The organism is Wolbachia endosymbiont (group A) of Yponomeuta plumbellus (assembly GCF_947251575.1).
In the GTDB taxonomy this organism is placed as follows: domain Bacteria; phylum Pseudomonadota; class Alphaproteobacteria; order Rickettsiales; family Anaplasmataceae; genus Wolbachia; species Wolbachia pipientis.
In genome coordinates, this window is sequence record NZ_OX366353.1 from 164,117 (window position 1) to 187,242 (window position 23,126).

The 23,126-nt window shown below is 34.9% G+C and carries 18 protein-coding genes and 2 tRNA genes; 16 read left to right on the forward strand and 4 right to left on the reverse strand.

What is annotated here, in order from left to right; genetic code table 11:
• Positions 1–561 precede the first annotated feature (561 nt).
• From OPR39_RS00885 to dapA, 7 genes are all read left to right on the forward strand, one after another.
• Complete coding sequence (locus tag OPR39_RS00885) at positions 562–2,307, forward strand: type I secretion system permease/ATPase (RefSeq protein WP_015589192.1); 1,746 nt, start codon at positions 562–564, stop codon at positions 2,305–2,307.
• Positions 2,308–2,772: 465 nt separating this feature from the next.
• Positions 2,773–4,212: a hypothetical protein gene (locus OPR39_RS00890; RefSeq protein ID WP_265038844.1), complete on the forward strand. Its 1,440-nt coding sequence runs from the start codon at positions 2,773–2,775 to the stop codon at positions 4,210–4,212.
• A gap of 4 nt (positions 4,213–4,216) precedes the next feature.
• A complete protein-coding gene (locus OPR39_RS00895) occupies positions 4,217–4,825 on the forward strand; it encodes a hypothetical protein (protein WP_015589194.1) in 609 nt (202 codons plus the stop codon).
• A 4-nt stretch (positions 4,826–4,829) separates the two neighbouring features.
• A complete protein-coding gene (locus OPR39_RS00900; protein ID WP_065094808.1) occupies positions 4,830–5,645 on the forward strand; it encodes a hypothetical protein in 816 nt (271 codons plus the stop codon).
• Positions 5,646–5,658: 13 nt separating this feature from the next.
• Positions 5,659–5,732 (forward strand) — tRNA-Arg (locus tag OPR39_RS00905).
• 67 nt (positions 5,733–5,799) lie between these two features.
• On the forward strand, positions 5,800–6,282 hold the full coding sequence (gene ssb, locus OPR39_RS00910) for a single-stranded DNA-binding protein (protein ID WP_010082448.1): 483 nt from the start codon (positions 5,800–5,802) through the stop codon (positions 6,280–6,282).
• Between the two features lie 9 nt (positions 6,283–6,291).
• Complete coding sequence (gene dapA, locus OPR39_RS00915) at positions 6,292–7,173, forward strand: 4-hydroxy-tetrahydrodipicolinate synthase (RefSeq protein WP_015589196.1); 882 nt, start codon at positions 6,292–6,294, stop codon at positions 7,171–7,173.
• Between the two features lie 38 nt (positions 7,174–7,211).
• On the opposite strand, the gene ligA is transcribed toward dapA, so the two are convergent.
• The gene (gene ligA / locus OPR39_RS00920; RefSeq protein ID WP_015589197.1) at positions 7,212–9,200 is read right to left on the reverse strand and encodes an NAD-dependent DNA ligase LigA; all 1,989 of its coding nucleotides are present in this window, start codon (positions 9,198–9,200) and stop codon (positions 7,212–7,214) included.
• Between the two features lie 214 nt (positions 9,201–9,414).
• Between ligA and gltX the strand changes: the two genes are divergently transcribed.
• The 8 genes from gltX to OPR39_RS00960 all read left to right on the forward strand — a co-directional run bounded on the left by gltX (position 9,415) and on the right by OPR39_RS00960 (position 18,120).
• Entirely contained in the window at positions 9,415–10,737 is a 1,323-nt protein-coding gene (gene gltX / locus OPR39_RS00925) for a glutamate--tRNA ligase (RefSeq protein ID WP_015589198.1), read from the forward strand.
• 793 nt (positions 10,738–11,530) lie between these two features.
• The gene (dnaE, locus tag OPR39_RS00930) at positions 11,531–14,860 is read left to right on the forward strand and encodes a DNA polymerase III subunit alpha (RefSeq protein ID WP_265039423.1); all 3,330 of its coding nucleotides are present in this window, start codon (positions 11,531–11,533) and stop codon (positions 14,858–14,860) included.
• A gap of 48 nt (positions 14,861–14,908) precedes the next feature.
• Positions 14,909–15,682 (forward strand): 30S ribosomal protein S6, encoded by a 774-nt coding sequence (locus OPR39_RS00935; RefSeq protein WP_065094495.1) that lies wholly within the window; start codon positions 14,909–14,911, stop codon positions 15,680–15,682.
• Positions 15,682–15,957: a 30S ribosomal protein S18 gene (gene rpsR, locus OPR39_RS00940; RefSeq protein WP_007548890.1), complete on the forward strand. Its 276-nt coding sequence runs from the start codon at positions 15,682–15,684 to the stop codon at positions 15,955–15,957. Before OPR39_RS00935 ends, rpsR begins: the two co-directional genes overlap by 1 nt.
• Positions 15,958–15,964: 7 nt before the next feature.
• Positions 15,965–16,519: a 50S ribosomal protein L9 gene (gene rplI, locus OPR39_RS00945; RefSeq protein ID WP_265038846.1), complete on the forward strand. Its 555-nt coding sequence runs from the start codon at positions 15,965–15,967 to the stop codon at positions 16,517–16,519.
• A 33-nt stretch (positions 16,520–16,552) separates the two neighbouring features.
• Positions 16,553–16,759: a hypothetical protein gene (locus OPR39_RS00950; RefSeq protein ID WP_265038847.1), complete on the forward strand. Its 207-nt coding sequence runs from the start codon at positions 16,553–16,555 to the stop codon at positions 16,757–16,759.
• On the forward strand, positions 16,756–18,048 hold the full coding sequence (gene purB / locus OPR39_RS00955; protein ID WP_012673216.1) for an adenylosuccinate lyase: 1,293 nt from the start codon (positions 16,756–16,758) through the stop codon (positions 18,046–18,048). Before OPR39_RS00950 ends, purB begins: the two co-directional genes overlap by 4 nt.
• Positions 18,048–18,120, forward strand: a tRNA-Met gene (locus tag OPR39_RS00960). The genes purB and OPR39_RS00960 overlap by 1 nt, the downstream gene beginning before the upstream one ends.
• Positions 18,121–18,290: 170 nt before the next feature.
• On the opposite strand, the gene OPR39_RS00965 is transcribed toward OPR39_RS00960, so the two are convergent.
• Positions 18,291–19,571, reverse strand: coding sequence for an iron-containing alcohol dehydrogenase (locus tag OPR39_RS00965; protein ID WP_265038850.1), 1,281 nt, complete (start codon positions 19,569–19,571; stop codon positions 18,291–18,293).
• 42 nt (positions 19,572–19,613) lie between these two features.
• Between OPR39_RS00965 and dapE the strand changes: the two genes are divergently transcribed.
• Positions 19,614–20,810 carry a succinyl-diaminopimelate desuccinylase gene (gene dapE, locus OPR39_RS00970; RefSeq protein WP_015589204.1) on the forward strand — a complete coding sequence of 399 codons (1,197 nt, stop codon included), beginning with the start codon at positions 19,614–19,616 and terminating at the stop codon, positions 20,808–20,810.
• 117 nt (positions 20,811–20,927) lie between these two features.
• On the opposite strand, the gene nth is transcribed toward dapE, so the two are convergent.
• The gene (nth, locus tag OPR39_RS00975; protein WP_006279797.1) at positions 20,928–21,566 is read right to left on the reverse strand and encodes an endonuclease III; all 639 of its coding nucleotides are present in this window, start codon (positions 21,564–21,566) and stop codon (positions 20,928–20,930) included.
• 27 nt (positions 21,567–21,593) lie between these two features.
• Positions 21,594–23,030 (reverse strand): isocitrate dehydrogenase, encoded by a 1,437-nt coding sequence (gene icd, locus OPR39_RS00980; protein WP_265038852.1) that lies wholly within the window; start codon positions 23,028–23,030, stop codon positions 21,594–21,596.
• Positions 23,031–23,126: the final 96 nt, after the last annotated feature.

The window sequence follows — 23,126 nt, forward strand, 5'->3', positions numbered from 1 at the left end:
AAAAAGGTGGAGAATATCAGTAGCTTATTATTCTGGTATTTATAACAAGAACGGTCAGTGAATACCTAAATTTGAGTAAAAGAAATTTCACTACCATTTACCAATCCGGCTAAAATTCAAGAATTTCAATGCTTTAGCTATTTTCAATAGAATTAAATTTATTAATATAAATAACAAATTACTATTCTTAAATTTGATCAGATTGATTGCAAAAAAAAACAAGATTTTCAATAAGTTGCTTATAATCCTAACTATAGTTAGCCTTTCATAAGTAGCGATGCAACAAAGCCATCCCAGTGTCAGCTACTTTCATGACACCATTTGCTGTGCAGTTTACCTTCAAAAATGAATGTTCGTACAGCTATGGAATGAATCGCGGTATGACGTAGCTTCGCTATAGGCAATGAAGGAAATATTAACTATACTTCTTTTTACCATTGTTTATATTTCCTATTCACATATATTAATATTTTACTCACTTAAAGTAAGCTAACTACCGTTATTAATATTTTTGTAATAAAAATTGTATATGGTGCATGTAATCAAATTAAGAGGAAGATTGTGGAAATTACGCCATCAATAAAAAAAGAATTGAAGCAAAGTACTCTATATGTTTGCCTAGAAAAATGCAAAAGTGCATTTTGGTTTATCTTTTGGTTTAGTGCGGGAATCAATTTATTAATGTTATTCCTACCACTTTATACCTCTCAAGTGCTTGATCGGGTGATATCGAGCGAAAGTGTATCAACACTAACTATGCTGACAATTATCACTTTATCTGCATTTGCATGTTCTGCAATGCTTGAAACTTGTCGATATTTAGCCATGGCAAAAATAGGTGATTGGATCGATAAAACTGCAACACCAGATCTGATAGTAAGGTCAATCAGGCTAACGTCAGTGCAGAGCTCAACTTCAAGTGGTGAAGCAATACGAGATCTCGGAGTGATAAAAAATTTCATTACAGGAAATGGTATATTCTCACTGTTTGATACTCCATGGTCGTTAATTTACCTTGTTGTGATTTTCATGATACATACCTCCACGGGTTTTATAGCTATTACTGGAATTATTATATTAGTCTCTATGGCAATATGGAATGAACTTGCCACTAAACGAATATTACAAGAAACCAACGAAGAAACTATACGGAATATCAATGCTATAGATGTTGCAACAAGAAATGCAGAAGTGGTTGAAGCTATGGGCATGTCAGAATTCATAGTCTCTGATTGGTGTAAACGAAATGATCAGAACCGAGCAATGCAAATTAAAGCACAAAATCGCTCTAATGTAATTACTGGAATCACTAAATTTTTGCGCTCAACTCTGCAAATATCAGTGATTGGAACAGGTGCATTACTTGCAATCACAGCTCATAAGACTGCCGGTAGCATCATCGCTGCTTCAATTTTAATGGGTAGAGTATTAGCACCATTTGATGCTGCGGTTCATACTTGGAAGTTTTTAAATCAGGCTAGAATGTCATATGGAAGGCTACAAAGACTTATATTAACATCGCCAAAAAGAGAGCAAACGATGGCTCTACCAGAACCTGAAGGAAAATTGGAATTTGATAGAGTATTTTTTACTCCTTATGGAAGCAATAAGCCGACAGTAAAAGGAATATCATTCATTATAGATCCTGGAGATGTAGTTGGTGTTATTGGTGCAAGTGCTTCTGGTAAATCCACTATCGCAAAATTAACTGTTGGTGTATGGAAGCCAATATCTGGTGTAGTCAGACTAGATGGCGCTGATGTATATACTTGGAATCGAGAAAATTTTGGTAATTATGTTGGCTACTTACCTCAGGATATTGAGTTATTTAACACTAGTGTCAAAGCTAATATTGCTCGCATGAGGCCAGATCCAAATCCTGAAGAAATAATCAAAGCAGCAAAAATTGCAGGAATACATGAACTAATACTAAGCTTACCAAATGGATATGATACAACAATAGGAGGTCCTGGAGGAGTAACGCTCTCTGGCGGCCAAAAACAGCTTCTTGGACTTGCCAGAGCTTTTTATGGTCACACAAAACTTTTAGTACTTGATGAACCAAACGCTAACTTAGATAGCAATGGAGAGGCATGCTTAATTAATGCAATTGGCATTGCAAGAAAACAAAATACTACTACTGTTATCATCACTCACAAGCTACCGTTATTGTCCGTAGTTGATAAGGTGATCCTCATGTCAGATGGTGTCATTTACGCTATGGGACCAAAAGATGAGATTTTGAGCAAATTAGTTGCTCCATCATCAAGTACCACAGAAGATGAGCGCTCTTCAGCAAATGGTTAGTTTATAGCCTTTCTTATAATAGTCCGAATGCGATAAGATATGTGTTTATGGCTATAGCAGGCCAGTAGCATATTACGGTCTGTTCGGATTATTGTAAAAAGAGCTATACTTACAATAAATTCTGTATCTGAAATAACAACTGTTCCAGAAAAATATATATTTCTTTACCATTAGAAATAATATTACAAGAATAGTAAATAGATTAATAACTCTTATTAATTAAAGTCAATCGGCAGATATAGCCAAAGTGGCTTAAGTTTACCTACAATTTGAAAAACAACAAATTCGTCTTAATGAATTTTCTTAATTTGTTATCTAAATAACTTAATATTAGTGGTAATTTTATAAAAAAATTATAATATAAATAATGTTGCTGCGAAAATTTATAACAATATTTCCCTCTAACGTTTAATGAATTTCAATAAATTGCCTTTTTAATTCTAGATAAGTATATGCTTTGTTAATATGTTTAGTTCAAAATCCAAAAGTAAGTTTATGCTTTCTATTGGAGAAGAAGGCATAATGTTACTATATTTTAAAAATAATACTTTAAATAAAAGGTATTTTGTTAAGGGCAAAAACGATAAAGCAGTTTCCGATTTAATTTCATGTCTTTCGTCAGATAAAAAAGCACCTTTATACCTGGTGCTTAATCATGCAGATCAAAATTACTCGCTACAGTTTATTACAAGGACAAACAAGATTAGTGCCTATCTATCAGCAAAAACAAAGATGGAGCATTTTTCTCGTAATAATGACATAAGTTCAGTTTTTTTGGTTGAGAAGCCAAACAAATTCAATCAAAACTGGTGCTATCTTCTTGTTTCATCAAAAGCAAAGCATTTAGTAGAATATTGGTTGAATGTGTTTATTGAGATAGGCTCCAACTTTAAGGGAATATTAATGTTTCCTATAGAAATAAGTAATATAACAAAAAAGATTCTACATAAAGATCCTAATAATTGGAAAATTATAGTTGCTGCAACTAAAACGGGAGGCTATAGACAAGTGGTTCTTAAAGAGAATAAAATGGTATTTACGCGCTTAACATCATTTACTAATGATAATTTACCAGGAATTATCGCTGGTGGAATATATCAGGAAGTGCAAGATACTATTCGATCCTTAACTAAGTTTGGGTTTGAAAAAAATAACCCTATCGACCTTTGTATCATAGTGTCAGAAGATATCAAAGCTAGTTTATCAGTCATAAATTTTTCAGAGAACAGTGTGAACATATTAACTCCATATGAGTTAGGCAAACTATTAGGAGCAGAACTAGCTATAAGTGAAAAAGATAACTTTTGCGATACCATAATTTTGTTTCATAGCTTTAAGAATAAATTAGCAGCTATTTTTAATACAAAGGAAACTAAAGAATTTTATCTATTCAATTACCTTTATTTAAACTCTCCTCGAATTTTTCTATACTTCGCCCTGGTTTTAGTTATAACAAACACCCTTTGTTTGCTAAATTTGTATTCAAATTTCAATGTCGCTGATAATTTATCAGCAAAGCAGAACACCTTAAATAACCAATTAACAAAACTTAGCCAAAGCTATAATGTAAAAAAAATAGATGAAATTTATGATTTTATTAATATCAATAATATTTTATCAAAAATAGAATACTCTCCTCTTACACAAGTTAAGTATGTAGAAAAGTTAAAAATACCAGGTATAGAGCTTCGATCATTTGAATGGAATTATAATGAGGCAAAAAGTTATATTACCACAACTTTAAAGTTTAATTTTCAATCCGGTAAAAATATTTCTCATCAATACGAGAAACTACGAAAAAATTTAAACGATAATTTTCGTACCTATGACATTAATATTTCTAGCTTACCTGCTGCTAAAGAGCAAAATCTATCTATTGATGTTGAAATAGGAGAGGCAATGTAGATTAATGACTATCTCTCAATTAAAAAGAAAAGCTACAATTCAGTTTATATCGTATTTGTTATTATCTGTTGGATTAATAGGGTTATTAACATATGTTGTTATCTATAACGAAAAGATTTATAATAAAAACCAAATTGCGATTGATAAAATACGTTCTATTAATTTACAGATTACTGGAATTCAAAAAAAGGAAGTTGTTCTAAATAAAAACCTAGATTTATGGAAAAAAATTTCTTCTTCAAATTTACATAGTAGCAGATACATTGCAAATTTAAATTTCGAGCTTAGCAAGTTATATAAAAAGCACTATATATTAGAACCTGAAATATCAATTTCTATACCCGAAGAAGTTGAGCTCCACAACAAAAGTGAACGCACAAAAGTAATAAAAAGTGAAGTGGTCCTAAATTTAAGCTCAATCAGCGATAAGCATATTTTTTTATTTCTACAGTCTATTCCAAATCTGCCCGGTTATGTTATGATCAAATCTCTTATTTTAAATAAGCAGAGAAATATTGATGCTGCAACTATGAATCAGATTTTGAATGGTAATATGATAGAGATAGTGAGAGCTAATATAGTCTTTGATTGGTATACTATATTAAGTAGATAAGGTGATGAACATAAAGCTGTTTTTTATTTTTACGCTACTCATTTCCAATGTTAATGCATATTGCAGTTGTGAAGATATCATAGAAAGCATAGAAATTTGTAAGGAGTATTCTTGCCGACAATATATTGGCAATGAAGATTTTATTGAGCATAAAATATTAGGATTAAATAGTGGAAATTTATGCGTATATATAGAAAAACAAGGTAATGATGAAATGGTTTGTCATCATTCTCAGTATGGAATGATGATAGAAAAAAGATATTTTGAAAGTATTCTTAAAGTTGGCAATCAAGAAATCGACGATTTTATTGATATAGCAAATTTGCGTGCAAAAGAGTGTTTCTTTATCAACAATCAAAAACTAAGCTATACAGATCGGGACGATATAATAAGAGAAGCAGTGGAAAGTGACTTTGACGTTTTGTCACAATATAGTAACGTAAAAAGCATTTTTTTTGATGAAGAGCCAGTTAATAGAATGGTCAATGAAATGGAAAAGTTCAATTTACGATCTTCAAGAGCTGTAAAAGAGGAGGTATCAGATAATTTCAACTGTAAGGTAGTGAGTTTAGACTCAATTTTATATCTTTCTCCCGATACATGGAAAATATGGGTAAATGGAAAACTGTTTATAAATACTAAGGATTTAAAAGTGCACTCAGTCACTGAAAATTATGTAACTTTTGTATGGACCGTAGATCAAAAAGCAATAAAAAAGCATGCGAATGATTCTCAAAATGTATATTTTGGATATGGGAGTATTATGTTTACGCTTTATCCAAAACAAAAATTTGACTTGGATGGCTTATCTATTAAATAACTTAAATATATATGCGCTTGTAGCTCAGTTGGATAGAGCGTTGCCCTCCGGAGGCAAAGGCCGTGGGTTCGAATCCCTCCAAGCGCACTTTTAATTAAATTTGACAATAGTATTTTCACATAAGATAATAAAAGGATTTATTTAGAGCATAATTATGTCTGGTGGTACCATAAACAAAGTCATACTAGTTGGTAATTTAGGAAAAGATCCTGAAATTAGGACTACACAAAATGGAAAAGAAATGGCAAGTTTTTCAATAGCCACGTCTGAAAGTTGGACTGACAAACTTTCCGGTATGCGCTCTGAAAAGACAGAGTGGCATAATATCGTAATTTTTAGTGAAGGATTAGTAAAAATCGTCAAAGATTTTGCACGCAAAGGCAGTAAAGTTTATGTTGAAGGTTCTTTGAGAACTAGAAAATGGACTGACCAAAACGGTGGTGAAAGATACACAACAGAGGTGGTTCTATATAATTTTAATAGCGCTCTTACTCTCTTGGATTCACGAAATAGTGCGCCAAATTCTGATTACAAGCCAAGTGAATACAAACAAGGTGAAACAGAACAAAAAGATAAACACGAAAGTTTTGACAACGATATAAAAGATGAACTACTCGACGATGAAATACCATTTTAACAATTTAAATTGAAATCTACATTTTTATGGACTGCTTGTGTTACTCCTTTTAATTGCAATGGAGATAGTATAGATTATAGCAGTTTGCAGCGTTTACTGACAATGCAAGTTAAAGCTGAAAATGGCGTAGTGTTGCTGGGTAGCACAGGTGAGAGCCTATCGCTTACTGATTCTGAAAAGCGTACATTAGTTGAATTCGTATGTAAGCTAAAATTAAATACGAAAATTATAATTGGCGTACCAGGAGTGAATCTATATCAGACTCTTGAATGGCTTGATTTTTGCAAGGGTATGCCTATTCATGGCTATCTAATGACAACTCCCATTTATGCAAAGCCCGGAATTATGGGGCAGACTTTATGGTTTGAAAAGCTGCTTGAGAAAGCACATGTGCCGGTTATGTTTTACAATATTCCATCAAGAGCAGGAATAAATCTTCACGCTGAAACTGTACGCAACTTATCTAGTCACGAAAAATTTTGGGCTATCAAAGATTCAAGTAGCACTGTTGATACTTTAGCTCAGTATAAGAAAGTTGCACCAAATATTGAGGTCTTTTGTGGAGATGATAATATGATATCCGATATGGCCGCTTATGGTGCGGCTGGCCTGGTTTCCGTTGCTTCCAATGTTTGGCCATATGTAGCACATGAATATGTTAAGAAGTGCCTCAATGGCAGGAACCCTCAGGCAGATATCTGGCAACAGGCTTGCGAAGCGTTATTTACTGCCAGCAACCCAATACCTACTAAAGCACTTTTGCATGATATTGGTCTTATAGAACATCAAACTGTCCGCCTACCGCTCAGCACAGAAGACTTGCCTTCTGTTGAAAAATTGAGGCAAGTCAATAAAATGATTCTTGGATGGAAAGAATTGGCTACTCTCTAAATAGTCTTGCAACTTTGATTTAATATACAATCCAAGTTTCATTTGAACACTCCCAAACTTATCACTTTATGCCACTGGTCTTCATCTAAAATTTCTACACCTAATTCCACTGCCTTTTTATATTTGGATCCTGGTTTTTCTCCTGCAATTAGGTAGTCAGTTTTAGCAGAAAGATGTGAGCTGACCTTTGCTCCCAGAGTTTTGGCTCTTACTTTTGCCTCTCCTCTACTCATAGCAAGTAGCTTACCAGTAAACACTATAATTTTATTATTTAAAACAGAGTTACTAGAGTTGGAGCTCACAGGAAGAATTTGAAGACAAGCAGTAAGATCATTTAACATTTTGATGTTATGTTCCTTAGAAAAAAATGATTCCAAAGATTCAGCCACTTTTTTTCCTATGCCGTCTATACTGACTAGCTCAGTATTATCTGATGACAGTTCAATCATCGAATTATACCAGTTATTATAAGAAACATAATAATCTGCAAGCAATTCTGCTGCAACTTGACCAATAAATCTAATACCTAAAGAAAATATAAACCTATCTAGAGTTATTACCCTTCTGCTTTGTATAGAATTTAACAAATTAGCTATAGATTTCTCGCCCCAGCCAGACTGTCCTTCCAGATTAAATTCATCCAATTTTTCTTCTAAAGTAAAAATATCATGGATTTGTTTTATCAGACCAAGGTCGTAAAAAAACTCTATCTGCTTATCACCAAGGCCAACAATGTCAAATGCATCTTTCGATACAAAATGCTTTAGTTTTTCTATTATTTGAGCTTTACAGGCAAATTCCTCAGGACATCTTACTGCCGCCTCTCCCTCAACCTGACGTACTTTACTACCACATTCAGGGCATACTTCAGGAAACACAAATTCAGGTGTATTTGGAAGACGAGAATCTCTGCTTACTTCAACGATCTGGGGAATTACATCACCTGCTCTTTTGATTGTTACAATATCTCCCTCTCTTATGTCTTTACGTTTTATCTCATCTTGGTTATGCAGACTTGCTCTACTAACTAGCACCCCACCAATATTGACTGGCACTAAATCTGCAACTGGAGTTAAAACCCCTGTTCTGCCCACCTGTATAAATATCTTATTTAACTTTGTTTTTGCATAAACCGCAGAAAACTTGTATGCAAGTGCTGAGCGCGGTGCTTTGTGAGTATTCCCTAGACGATTTTGTAGTACCAAATCATTTACTTTATAGACTATTCCATCAATATCATAATCCAAGTTATAGCGACAGTTATAGACCTCGTTATAGAACTTCAGCATTCCATCTAAACTACTCGTTAAGGACTGATGCTCATTTACGCAAAAACCAAGTGCCTCAAGCTTATTTAGTACCTCACTTTGACTTTTCTCTGCTCCACCAATTAAAGAATAAGCAAAATATCTAAGTGGTCTACTTGCTGTAATGTTTGCATCCAATTGCTTCAGAGAACCAGCGGCTGCATTTCGAGGATTGGCAAATTCATCGTTTTCATTTAACTTTAAAAAGTCGCTGTTACCGATGTATATTTCACCTCTTACTTCTAGTCTTCCTTGCACACCTTGCAAAAACTTAGGAAAGCCTTTTATTGTTGCAACATTGTGAGTGACATCTTCCCCTACAAAACCATCACCTCGAGTTGCAGCTTTAACAAATCTTCCATCCTCATAAATTGCAGAAAACGACAACCCATCAATTTTTGGCTCACATAATATCTCTATTTTGTCCTCAATTAAAAACCTCTTTATTTTAGACAAAAATTTCTCTACACCTTGTTCATCATAAGCATTCTCAAGAGAAAGCATAGGTTCTTGATGTTCCACCTTAGAAAACCTCTCATCAGGTGGAGCACCAACACTATCTTGTGTTGCATAAATTTCTGGCTCTATTTCAGCTAACTTTTTCTTCAGTTCATCATATTCAGCATCACTTATTTCTGGCTTATTTTTTTGGTGATACAAAACATTATGATAATTTATTTGATCTTGCAGTTTTTCTCTCATCTTTTCTAAGTTAGTCATGATACCAATATAATGCTACATTAGCCTTTGTCGTCAAGCTGTGAATTTTCTTGAATTTATCATATGGTCTTAATCCATCAAATATCAAAGGTGCCACAATGCTATAGCCATACTTATTCTTCTCTCGCTCAATTGTATTAGCAGATCTCACTTGCTTTAGCCATATATTTATATAAAATTAAAATAAATTAGAGTAAACAATATTGCTGTTTAAATGCTAACAAGATTCGCTCCAAGCCCAACTGGCTACCTCCACGTAGGAAACGTACGAACTGCCTTGGTTTGTTGGATGTACACACGCAATCAAAATGGAAAATTTTTACTCCGTTTTGATGATACTGACCTTCAGCGTTCAGATGTCAAATATATAAATGATATCATACAAGATTTGAAATGGATTGGTATCAATTGGGATGCAAGTTTCAAGCAATCAGAGCGCTTTGAGCGTTACAATGAGGTGTTTTTGCAGTTAATAAAAGAAGGGCATATTTATGCATGCTATGAAACAAGAGAAGAGTTAGACATTAAACGAAAATTGCAGTTAAAACAAGGACTTCCCCCTGTATATGACAGAAGCGCGTTACTTCTAACTGAGCAAGAGAAAATTAGTTATGAGCAAGAAGGAAGAAGACCACATTTTAGATTTAAGTTGGATAGAAATGAGGTTGTTAAATGGAATGATGAAGTTAAAGGTGAAATAAATATTGCAACCAGTAGCATAAGTGACCCTGTGGTAAAAAGAGAAGATGGAATTTACACATACATGTTACCTTCTGTTATTGATGATGTTGACTTTAATGTAACCCATGTTGTACGCGGGGAAGATCATGTAACTAATACCGCAGTTCAGCTCCAAATGATTAAAGCATTAAAAGCGAAAATCCCTACATTTGCTCACCTTTCTCTGCTACATTTTGATGATAGCAAGATATCCAAGCGAGCCGGCGTGCTAGATATCAAATCTATAAAAGAAGATGAAATTGAACCGATGGCACTAGTTAGTTATTTAGTGAAGCTCGGAACATCCAATCCAATTGAAGCTTGTGCCTGTATGCAATCTTTGATTGATTCATTTAATATTAAAAAATTTAGCTCAGCATCTGTACAATTCAGCTTGAGTGAAATATATAAGCTAAATAGCAAAGTTCTGCAACAAATGCCATTTGAAATGGTGCAAGACCGTTTAAATCAAATTGGAGTGGACTCCTCAGAGTTTTGGTATTTTATAAGGAACAATATAGAAAGGTTTTCTGAGGTGGCCAAGTGGTGGAAAATATGCAAATCTGATATAGAGCCTGTGATTCTTGATAAGGAGCTTATAAAAATTGCGTTCAATGCATTGCCCCAAGGTGATTGTAATGAAAACACGTTGTCAGAATGGGTCAAAACTATTCGACAAACAGTGGATATAAAGGCAAAAAACCTATTTACGCAGTTGCGTTCAGCTTTAACAGGAACAGAAACAGGACCAGAGCTCGCTAAACTATTAATTTTTATCGGCAAAGAAAATATCATTGCAAGGTTAAAAGAAAAGTGAAAACTAAAGAATTATAGCTAATGCAATCCCTACGTCATACCGCGATTCATTCGCGGTATCCCTTAACATAGATCCCTTACTTAACCGTCATACCTTAACATAGATCCCGCTAACAAGCAGCGGGATGACGAGCTTATCGTCATACCATCGCAAACCGTCATACCGCGATTCATTCACGGTATTTCTAGATCCCGCTAACAAGTAGCGGGATGACGGTTGTCGTTTAGCCATAAATATTAAGAAATTTACTAAATGAAAAAAAAGGCAAAAGAAGCCCTGGGGTTATTATCTGCTTTAAAATATTGGCGTTTTTTATGTTTTAAACGCTTGACAAGCGAGATTCAGCCGCTTTTAATTGCAACTAACTTACGCTGCAAATGTTTAAGAAATTTACTAAGCAGAAAAAAAGACAAAGAATCCCCGAGTTAGCTAGTCTTTTACTATCTCTGTCGAGTATTGGCATTTTTTGATGTCTTGTAACGCTTTATAAGCGCGTTCAGCTTATTTAGATAAAAATCTAGATGTAGATGAAGTTTTGTAAAGACATACAGTATCTATATACTGCAAAAAATTGAACATAAGACGCCGATACATTAAGTAATCCTTACCTTTTAATCTGCAGATTGGCGAAAGCAAATACAATAGCTTCACTGTTATGATAAGGGGGCTGGCGAAGGGTGTCAAGGAAGTTTTTGTATTTTAATTTTAGAATTTTATAGGCTTTTGTTCTCATGAAAATTATGTTCTCATGAGTAAATTAATGTTATCCTTTTTTGTTGATCTAAAGTTTCTTATGTTCATACACTTACGTGTTCATAGTGTTTATTCGCTGCTTGAAAGCTCGGTTAAAATTGAGGAGCTGATCGGCCTTTGTTTGCGAAATAAAATGCCAGCGGTTGCAATTACTGATTCAGGTAATTTATTTGGTTCACTTGAGTTTGCAGAATATGCGGCAAGTAGGAGAATACAGCTAATAATAGGATGCGATATTATAGTTAAACATTCAGAACAAAATTTACCTATATTATTGCTTGCAAAAAATGAGCAAGGGTACACTAATTTAGTCACTTTGGTGAGTGAGTCTTTTAGAAAGCGCAAGAATAACAGCGATATTCCTTACGTTGATTTTGATGAGCTATTGAATTTAAGTACGGGTCTGATCGCTTTAACCGGTGGATGTTTGGCTCAACTATTGTTGGGGCAAGATAAAGAAACGGTTGAAAAACTGCTTTCAGCATTTAATGGTCATTTATATGTTGAATTGCAGCGTCATGGGCTGAGCAAGGAGCTAGAGCTTGAAGAAACTTTAATAGATTTTGCTTATCAGCACAATATACCACTGGTTGCAACAAATGATGTATTCTTTACAAATAGATCTGACTATGAAGCTTATGATATATTAACGTGTATATCAGAGGGTAGTTATGCTCTCGAAAATAACAGGAAAAAGCTAACCTCTGAGCATTATTTCAAATCTGTGGCAGAAATGGAGGAGCTGTTCAGTGATATTCCTGAAGCAATTCATAACACTTTAGTAATAGCTAAGCGGTGCTCTTACATGCCAAGAAGCAGGCAGCCTATTCTGCCTAAATTTCCTTGTAGAGAAAATAAAACTGAGAATGAAGAACTGAGGGAGCAGGCAGTTGCGGGATTAGAATTCCGCATTACGAATGAGACAGACATAGACCTTAAACAATACTACGATCGGCTAAATTACGAACTAAGCGTAATAACTTCAATGAATTATTCCGGGTATTTTCTAATAGTTTCTGACTTTATCCGTTGGAGCAAAGCAAATGGCATTCCAGTTGGTCCAGGAAGAGGCTCTGGTGCTGGATCAATTGTTGCTTGGGGCTTGCAGATTACAGACCTTGATCCAATAAAGTTTGGCCTAATATTTGAAAGATTTTTGAATCCTGATCGTGTATCGATGCCTGACTTTGATATCGATTTCTGCCAAGAGAAAAGGGACCTGGTTATTGATTATGTTCAGAAAAAGTACGGTTATGTTGCTCAAATAATCACTTTTGGAAAATTGCAAGCAAGGGCAGTATTGCGTGATGTTGGTAGAGTATTGCAAATGCCTTACTCTCAAGTGGATAAAATATCTAAAATGGTTCCATTTAATCCAGTAAATCCTGTAACTTTATCACAAGCGATAGAGTTTGATCAAAACCTGCAGAAAGAGCGGGATAGTGATGAGGTAATTGCAAAGCTTCTTGATATATCTCTTAAGCTTGAAGGAATATATCGTCACGTTTCAACCCATGCTGCTGGAATTGTAATATGTGATCAAAAGTTGGAAAATTTTGTTCCTGTGTACTACGATCCAAATTCGGCTCTGCCAATCACTCAATACAGCATGAAATATGTGGAGAAAGCTGGGCTAATAAAATTTGATTTTCTTGGGCTTGGTACGCTAACGCTAATAGATCATGTATGTCGTTTAATTAATCGTGATGGAAAAAAGATTGATATTTCTTCAGTTCCTTTAAATGACCAAAAAACCTATGAGATACTCTCAAGCGGTGATTCAATTGGAGTGTTTCAGCTTGAAAGTTCGGGAATGAGAGAAGCTTTAATTAAACTAAAACCGGACTGCATTGAAGATATTATCGCTTTAATTTCCCTTTATCGTCCAGGACCTATGGATAACATTCCAACTTATGTTGCAAGAAAACATGGACTTGAAAAGCCAGATTATATTCATCCGTTACTTGAGGAAGTATTAAAAGAGACATTTGGGGTAATAATTTACCAAGAACAAGTGATGGAAATAGCCCGTATTCTTTCCGGGTATAGCTTAGCGGAAGCAGATCTGCTGAGACGTGCCATGGGTAAGAAAATCAAGGAAGAGATGGATAAACAACGTGAACTTTTTGTCCAAGGGGCAACAAAAAATGGCGTTGATTATGACAGGGCAAGTTATATCTTTGACCTTGTTGCAAAATTTGCTGGTTATGGGTTCAATAAATCTCATGCTGCAGCATATGCGGTTATATCTTATCAAACGGCTTACCTTAAAGCTAATTATCCATTAGAATTTTTTACAGCACTAATGAATCTGAATATTGATGATAGAGATAAACTGAATTTATTTTATCATGCAGCAAAGTTTAGTGGCGTTACCGTTCTTCCACCTGATATAAACAAATCTAAAGCTGAATTCTCAATAGAGAACGAACGCATACGTTATGGTATTGCTGCCTTGAGGAATGTTGGTTTTTCTATAGCGGAAGGAATAGTGAACGTACGTTCAAGCGCTTGTAAGGACATATGGGAATTCATTCAAAATTCAGGTCATATAATAAATAAGAGAGCGCTAGAAAGCCTGATTAAATCCGGAGCATTCGATAGCGTGCATAAGAACAGAAAGCAGCTATATGAGTCAATGGACACGCTGATTTACTTTGCAAATAAAAACAAACAGGATAGAGAATCAAGTCAAGCTGCTTTGTTTGGTAGCCTTGATGTCCTCAAACCGAAACTTGAGAATGTGGAAGATTTTGATGAAGAGAAAAAATTAGAGCATGAGTTATTTTCACTAGGATTTTATTTAACTAATCATCCACTTGAAAAATTTAGAATTCTTCTGGAAAAGTTAAATATTGGGTTTATCGGAGAAAATAGAACAGCAAAAACTGCTGGGGTAATATTAAATGCACGTATGAGAACTTCAGAGCGTGGAAGGTTTGTTATCCTCACACTTTCCGATCCCCATAACGTTTCTGAAATAGCATTCTATAATAATGAAATAATAGAAGAAAAAAGAGATTTATTTTCACCAGGAACATTTGTGATAATTGATCTTGAAGCTTCGGAAAATACGACAAGATTAGCAGGCAAGGATATATCTGAGTTTACAAAAAGAATCGCTTCTACAATAAAAGAATTAGTTCTCACCACTGAGTGCACGGATTCGCAAAAAGCCGCTATGGAATTAAACGCAATATTGAAAGATGAAGGCAGAACCAAAATAATGCTAAGACTTCTTCTCGAAAAACATAAAGTGAGCATCTTATTACCAGGTGCGTACTCAATTGCTCCTCAAGTTATGTATGAAATATCTAACTTAAGCTGGATTAAAGGCGTAGAAATTAACACAAATAACTTGCTTATATAAAAAAGCTTTATATAATGAAATATTTAATCGGTATTAAAGGAAGATATAGTGAATCTTTATGAATTTACTTTTATAACACAACAAGGATTATTACAGCAAGAAGTAGAGGAAATGGTCCAAGAGCTAGCTGTTTCATTGAAAAATATTAAAGCAGATGTTATGTTCCAGCAAATCAGGGATATTCTGAAAAAAGGAAATGACAAGCTTACAACACAAGAGTTAGAAGTGCGTGCTGAAAACATTAAAGAAGGTCTAGTTGCTTACTCTGATTTCTTGGAAGATCTTACAAAAATTTTATGGGTTGAATTGGAAGAAGATCTTTCAAATTTGAAAGAAGTGAAGTCAAAAATCGATAAAGAGTTGAAAGATGACCTAAAAGATTTAGGAATAACGCAAGATTTTACAAAATTTCTAGGAGGCAGTACTAAAAGTGCGTTTATCCATAACGCAGTAAATGCTTTGAAGAGAAATATTTCAGAACATCTAATAAAGATTTTTCAAGATATTTTGAAAGATTTTAGAATAAACGGTCCAACTCAATCGAGCAAAGCGTTGGAAATGCTTTTGAAAAACATTGAAGCATCAGGATTAATCAAGTATGAACATTGGGGTCTTTTGGATTTTGCATATCACAAAAATAAAATGAAGAGCGGTCATTATTGTATAATGTGCATAAGTTCTACTGCAAGCATTCTGGATGAATTTATGCGTAGAATGAAACTTAATGAGAACGTTATTCGCCACTTTCCTGTGCAGGTTGATAAAATTTTTGAAGGTAAATCTCATATGATGAATAAACAAATTGAGGAGCAAAGCGCATAATGATGAAAAGACGAAATAGTTTTAATAATTCTTACGTATCTGTAAATAATAGGACTGGCTTTAGGCGTTCTAAAGTTTGCCCTCTTGCTGCGTCTAAAGATGAAGACATAGATTATAAGAATATAGATTTATTATCCAAGTTTACCTCTGACTATGGTAGGATATTACCTAGAAGATTAACAGGCGTATGTGCAAAAAAACAAAGGAAGTTACGCTTAGCGATCATAAGGGCACGTTTTTTAGCTCTTATTCCTTACTGTACTAAAAAAGTTTAGGTAATTTATGTTGATAATTTTAAAGGAAAATATAAGGACTTTAGGTAAGCTTGGTGAAGTTGTCAAAGTTAAACCAGGTTATGCACGTAATTTTCTTTTTCCACAAAGAAAAGCGGTGAAAGCTACCAAGGAAAATTTAACAAAGCTAGAGGAGCAACGTTTATTACTGGAAGAAGAGAATATAAAAAGATTAAATGTAGCAAAAGAGCTTGCATTGTCACTGCATGATAAGTTTGTGGTATTGATAAAGCAAGCTTCAGAGGATGGTAAAATTTTTGGTTCTGTAACAACACGTGAAATTGCGAAAATTTTACTACAAGAAGGACATGTGATAGACCACCTTAGTTTATCTTTTGGTGGAGTAAGCATCAAAAACTTGGGTGAATACCAAGTAAACGTAGAATTACATAGTGAAGTAGTAGTACCAATTACTATATACGTCGTGAAATCCGAAACAGATGCAAATGAGCTAAGGCAAGTAAAATTGCAAAATCAGAAGTCTGAGCAACAAGAGGCAGAGCAAGATGCGAATAAAGAAGCTGCTGATGGTGATGATAGCTGATCAAAGATGATCCCTTGTTATAGCCGAAAAGAAATGTCTGCCATGGCTAAGCTGGTGTCATCCCAGTGCTTCCCTCATGTCATCCCAGTGCGTGACACTGGGATCCAGTTTATTTCATCATGGACATTATTTTATGCTTCTAGAATCCGTTGTCCATTGAATAATTTGCAAATACTTTTATACCTGGATTCCAGTGTCAAGCACTGGAATGACACCATTATTGGAATAAATCAAAAATGATTCCCCGCTATAGCAGAAAAGAAATGTCTTCCATTTGGGAGGAAAATAATAAATTTAATATATGGCTTAAAATAGAAAAATTAGCGTGTGAAGCTCAAGCAAAGTTAGGAGTGATTCCGAATAATATTGCTGAGAACCTCTCTGGTGCTATTGAATTTGATGTTGAATGTATCAACGAAATTGAATCCATTGTAAAACATGATGTTATAGCTTTTCTGACATATATTGCTAAAAAAGCGGGAGTTGATGTTCGTTATCTTCATTATGGAATGACAAGTTCTGATGTTTTGGATACATGCCTTGCGGTGCAACTGAAAGAGTCCTGTGATATTTTGCTCGAGAATCTAAAAAATTTACTTGCAGCATTGAAAAAAAAAGCTGAGGACTATAAAGATATTGTTTGTGTTGGACGCAGTCACGGAATGCATGCAGAACCAACAACTCTTGGAATAAAATTTGCCAGATTTTATGCTGAATTTAAACGCAATTATCAGAGATTAATTAGCGCGCAAAAAGAGATCTCAATTTGTAAAATATCAGGTGCAGTAGGCAATTTTGCAAATGTTGATCCGTTTGTTGAAGAATATGTAGCGAAAGAAATAGGACTCATACCTGAAATCATATCGTCTCAAGTCATTCCTCGTGATAGACATGCTATGTTCTTTTCAGTTTTGGGAGTGATTGCAAGCTCAATAGAAAATGTTGCTGTTGAAATTCGTCATTTGCAAAGAACTGAAATCGGCGAAATTTCTGAGCATTTTTCCACGGGGCAGAAGGGAAGCTCTGCTATGCCACACAAATGTAATCCTATTTTAAGTGAAAATCTGACTGGACTCTCACGTTTAATACGCAGTTATGTTTTTCCTGCGTTAGAAAATGTTGCATTGTGGCACGAACGTGATATATCACACTCGTCTGTGGAAAGATGCATTGCTCCTGATGCTTGTATAACAATGGATTTTGCTTTAGTGCGATTAACAGATTTGATAGATAAATTGGTGATCAATAAGGAAAACATTGAAAAGAACTTAAATTCTTCAAAAGGTTTAGTTTTCTCACAGCGTGTATTGCTTGAGTTAGTAAATAGTGGTTTGGCGAGGGAAGAGGCGTATAAAATTGTTCAGAGCAATGCAATGAAAGTGAAACAAAACAACAGTGATTTTCTGGCCGAATTGAAACAAGATAAACCCTTACTTAAGGTTATTAACTCGGAAAAACTTGAATCTTTGTTTGATTTGAAGTATTATACGAAACATATAGATCGTGTGTATAATAAGGTTTTTAATTAGGCTGAGTAGCTCAGTTGGTAGAGCAGGAGGATCATAATCTCTTGGTCGGGGGTTCAAGTCCCTCCTCAGCCACTCGAACTAAACTATGTTTAGCAAAGCAGTGCTACTGGTGAAACCCAGTGTCAGTTACTTGGAATGAGTTGTATATCCACTCAGGTGAGGAGACAATGGATAAGAGATTGTGAAAAGGGTTTAGCTTTTGGCCTATGATCTCTTTAAATGACAGAATTTCACTACAAAACTTAACTTTCTTCTATGCAGTTAGCTAAGTCAAGAAAGGTGAATCTATCTCTTGTTGTAAACGCAAGATCGACCACTTTACAATATTGTTCTTTATTCCAACTGAGGTGCTCTGGTAAGTGTGGAATTGATAGATCTTCAAATATTTTTTGCAGGTGTTTTGCAGGTAGTAAATTTTGCTTAATTAAACTGGAAATATTATGCCATTCTTTACAAATAATCTCTTGGATTTTTTGCTGCATAATTTGCTTCTGTTCAAAAGTTCTTACAAATTCGATATTATCAAAGCACTGAGTTATATGTTCTACATCTAAAGTGGTCGGTTTGATAATCGGGTTTTGTATTGATAATATCTTTTCCTGCAAATTAGCCATGGTAATCGTCGTAACAGCAATTTTTTCGCCATGTAGTAAGGAATGATCTCTTGTTACCATTTCCATTGCGTGAGCTATCATATGCTCTCCTTGGCTTGCAGAATAGCTGCCTTTTGATATTACCATTCCAAGTCCTGAAATTAGTAGAACTTCCATAAGTAATAGGACCACTTTTCTACTTCTTTTAGTAAGCGCCGTATACTCTCTTAGCAAAATTTGCTCCAAATCGCGAACAAGTGTAAAAGGTAATTCATTGTATTCTGTGCCAAGCAACAAATGAGATAGTAGCCAGTCAGCCTGAACTGTTGAACGACAAATGAAATCTGCAAATCCGCTTAATGTGAGACGCGGTGGTGCATTGGCAAGTATGTCTATATCTATATATACTGCTCTTGGAAGATGTGCTTTGAACGATTTTTTATATCCATTTACTAATATTGAAGCATTTGCAGAGGTATATCCATTCATAGAAGCGGCTGTTGGGAACGATATATAATCTTTTTTCTCGAGGTAGCTTGCATATTTGCAGATATCGTTAACAGTGCCGCTACCAAATGCAACTATTAAGTCACTGTCTTTTGCTTTGTTTCTAACTAGATTTACAGTTTCAAGAGAGGCAGCTCTGCTTGGTGTCATGCAAGTAGCTGACACTGGGATCCAGGAAAACAACTTATGGATTCCAGTGTCACGCGCTGGAATGACAGGTGGAGCTGGAATAATTAAGTTAGGAATTTTATTAAGTGCGTTTTTGTTTAAAAGTTTTGCTGTATTTTTATCTGCAACTAGAAAGACGTCATTTCCGTGTCGTGTGCATATTTCATAGATATCATCAGCAAGGTAGTAATCTGTTATTACTTCCCTTAGAAAAGTTTGTTCGGTTTGATGTAATATTTGTTTTAAATAGTGCATAGAGTGTTTACAATATAGCAGTATAAGTATTTTAAGATTGACATGAAAATTGACCCTGTAGAGCTAACTAGGAAATTGATCTCTTTTGAGAGTATAACACCAGAAGACAGCGGGGCAATAGAGTATATAGCAACAATCTTCAAGAAGAGCGGCTTTGATTGTGAGATTTTAGAATTTGGTGATAAAGTTAAAAATCTTTATGCGAAATATATAAATGGAGTACCAAATTTGTGCTTTGCTGGGCACGTTGATGTTGTACCACCGGGTCAGTTAAAAGATTGGGCATTTGGTCCATTTAATCCAGAAGTGAGGGATGGAATGCTATATGGAAGAGGGGCCGCTGATATGAAAAGCGGAGTAGCTGCATTTATTGCTGCTATGGTAAATTTGATTGCAGAGAAGTTTCAATTTAATGGTTCGATAAGTGCATTGATTACCAGTGCTGAAGAAAGCATGGAAGAATATGGAACAAAGGCAGTTTTGGAATGGATGAAAAATAAGCAGAAAAAGATAGATTTTTGTGTGGTTGGCGAACCAACCAGTAGTGAGAAATTAGGTGATACCATAAAAATAGGCAGAAGAGGTTCTGTAACATTTGAATTAATTTGCCATGGAAAACAAGGGCACGTTGCCTACCCAGACCTAGCAGACAATCCAATATATAAGGTAATATCGATATTGAGTAAGGTAAAAAATACTACTTTTGATCATGGTAATAAATATTTTCAGCCTTCACATTGCGAAGTTACTACTATCGATGTTGGAAATAATACTAGCAATCTAATACCTGGCTCAGCAACTACACGTTTTAACATTCGATATAACAATGAACAAACACCGGGTGGCTTATATAAGCTGATTGATGAAATATGCTCCAGTGTAACTAGCGATTATAAACTTTCTGTGCATAGCAGCAGGGACGTTTTCCTCTCTACTCCCGATAGAAATACTGATATTATGCTTGATGCAATAAGTAAGGTTACCAACATTGATGCTATACTTAGCACAAGTGGTGGCACATCTGACGCTGCGTTTATCAAAGATGTTTGTCCAGTGATTGAATTTGGTATAATCAACAAAACCGCACATCAGATAAACGAATGCGTATCAGTAAACGATATACACAAGTTAACAGCTATATATAAGGAATTTATAGAAAATTATTTCAATCCCACTAATAAAATATTGAATCAGGTCAACGTGGTTAGGAATATATCTAGTGGTCCATTGTTAGCTTAGATGTAATCAGATCTCTTGCATAACTGTTGTCTGAATAACAACTGGTGTCATTCCAGCAAAATGTGTCAAGTAAGTTTTTTCGTTTCTATAGCTACTTGGATGACAAAAGAAGAAATACTAGACTTTATACCTTTTGCACTCAAATTCACATAAATCATGAATTATGCACGTTTCACACGAAGGTTTCTGTGCTTTGCAAACATATCTACCATGCAAAACTAGCCAATGATGAGCATAAAGCAGGTATTTTTTGGGAACCACATTTAAAAGAGATTGCTCTGTTTTAAACACATCTTTTTCTTTCACAAGCCCAATTCTATTGCTCACTCTAAAAACGTGAGTATCAACTGCCAATGTTGGAATGCCAAGCCCCGAATTTAAGAACACATTAGCGCTCTTTCTCCCCACTCCAGGCAAAGACACCAAATCATCAAAATTAGTAGGTACTTTGCTGTTGTATCGTTCTACCAATATTTTACTAAGCCCGATTATATTTTTTGCTTTGGAATTATATAAACCAATACTGCTTATGCATTTTTTCAGCTCACTCTGCCCAAAGCTCAGCATTTTTTCTGGCGTATCAGCGATATTAAATAGTTCTCTTGTAATTTTATTAACGCTTACATCAGTTGTCCGCGCTGATAAAACTATCGCAACCAGTAACGTAAAATGATTGGTATAATTTAGCTCTATTTTTGGCGCAGGATTTGATTGTTGAAACTTTTCAAATATTAGTTCTACTTTTTTTGAGTCCATCTCATTTACCACACCTCTTTTAAATATTTAAACAAAGAACCCCTCTTTCCCATCATACAAATACAATTTGTCCATTCTCACCACGTCAAAATTGTGTTCTTCGAGTTTGATTAGCAAGTTATTTACATCACTATTTGTAATAGCTTGCTTTTCATTATTTGCGATAAACCTACAGGTTATTTGGTCACTTGAAGGTTTTGAGTTTCCTGGCCAAATCGCAAGTCCTTTTGAGTATATTGCTATCATTTGCAGATTACTTGATTCAAATAATCCTACTATTTGATCAACATTATTGGATTTGTCCCAAGCGAGAGTTATATCACTACCCACTAGCTTTTTAACTTTGTAATCTTGTTCGTAATTGTCTTGTACTTTATTTATTTTACTATCCAAATTTATTTTACTATCCGAACCACTGCCAATTATAAGCTCAGCAGGTTTCTTTCCTAAATTATCTATAACAGCTTCTGCAAATTCTTTGGTACCAACTTTCTGTTTACTTCTTTTCTCCTTATATAAATCGGCAGTGTGTATTCCATCCTCCAAAGTCTTGAGCCATGCATCGTAGATTAGTTTTGCAGTACCCACTTGACCTATGTAAATTAGCATATGCACTGCAGCATTTAAAAGACCAGAAGGATTGGCTATGTTTTTTCCTGCAATATCAGGGGCAGAACCGTGCACTGCTTCAAACATTGCGTATTCATTCCCGATGTTGCTACTTCCGGCAAGCCCCACAGATCCAGAGGTTTGTGCGACTATATCTGATAATATGTCGCCATATAAGTTCTCGGTTACTATAACATCAAAATTCTCCGGTTCTGTTGCAACACGCGCCATTCCAATATCAACTATATAATGTTCTGCCTTTATATCTGGGTATTCCTTTGCAATGCGATCAAACGCGGCATGGAAAGTTCCGTCAGTCATTTTCATGATGTTATCTTTAGTCAGGCAAGTTACTTTTTTTCTGTTGTGTTTTTTTGCATATTCAAAAGCGTACCTGCATATCTTCTCTGAGCCAGATCTAGTAATAATTTTAGTGCATTGGTAAGAGTCACCAGTGAGCCTATGCTCTATTCCGGTGTAAACGTCCTCTTCATTTTCACGTATCACTACGATATCAAACTTATCGAATTTATTTTCTATAACAGGATGATATGAAATGCATGGTCTGATATTTGCATACAACCCTAGATTTTTTCTGAGTGCAACGTTTAAGCTTTTGTGCCCTTTACCTTGAGGAGTTGTTGTCGGAGATTTTAATAATATTTTTGTCCTTTCAATTGATTCCCAACCACTTGGAGAAATTCCGTGAGACCATTCTTTACTGTAAACACGCTCCCCTATTTCAATAATATCTATTGAGATTTCCGCTTCTGCTTCGCGCAATATCGACAGCACCGCTTCCATGATTTCTGGTCCGATACCGTCGCCATATGCAACTGTGATTAGTGTTGACATAACTTCCCTAGTTATAAATGATTTAATATTAATTTAAATAATAGAGTGGCACAAGTAGCTAATATTACCCAAGTTAGTATATTTACGGTTATTTAA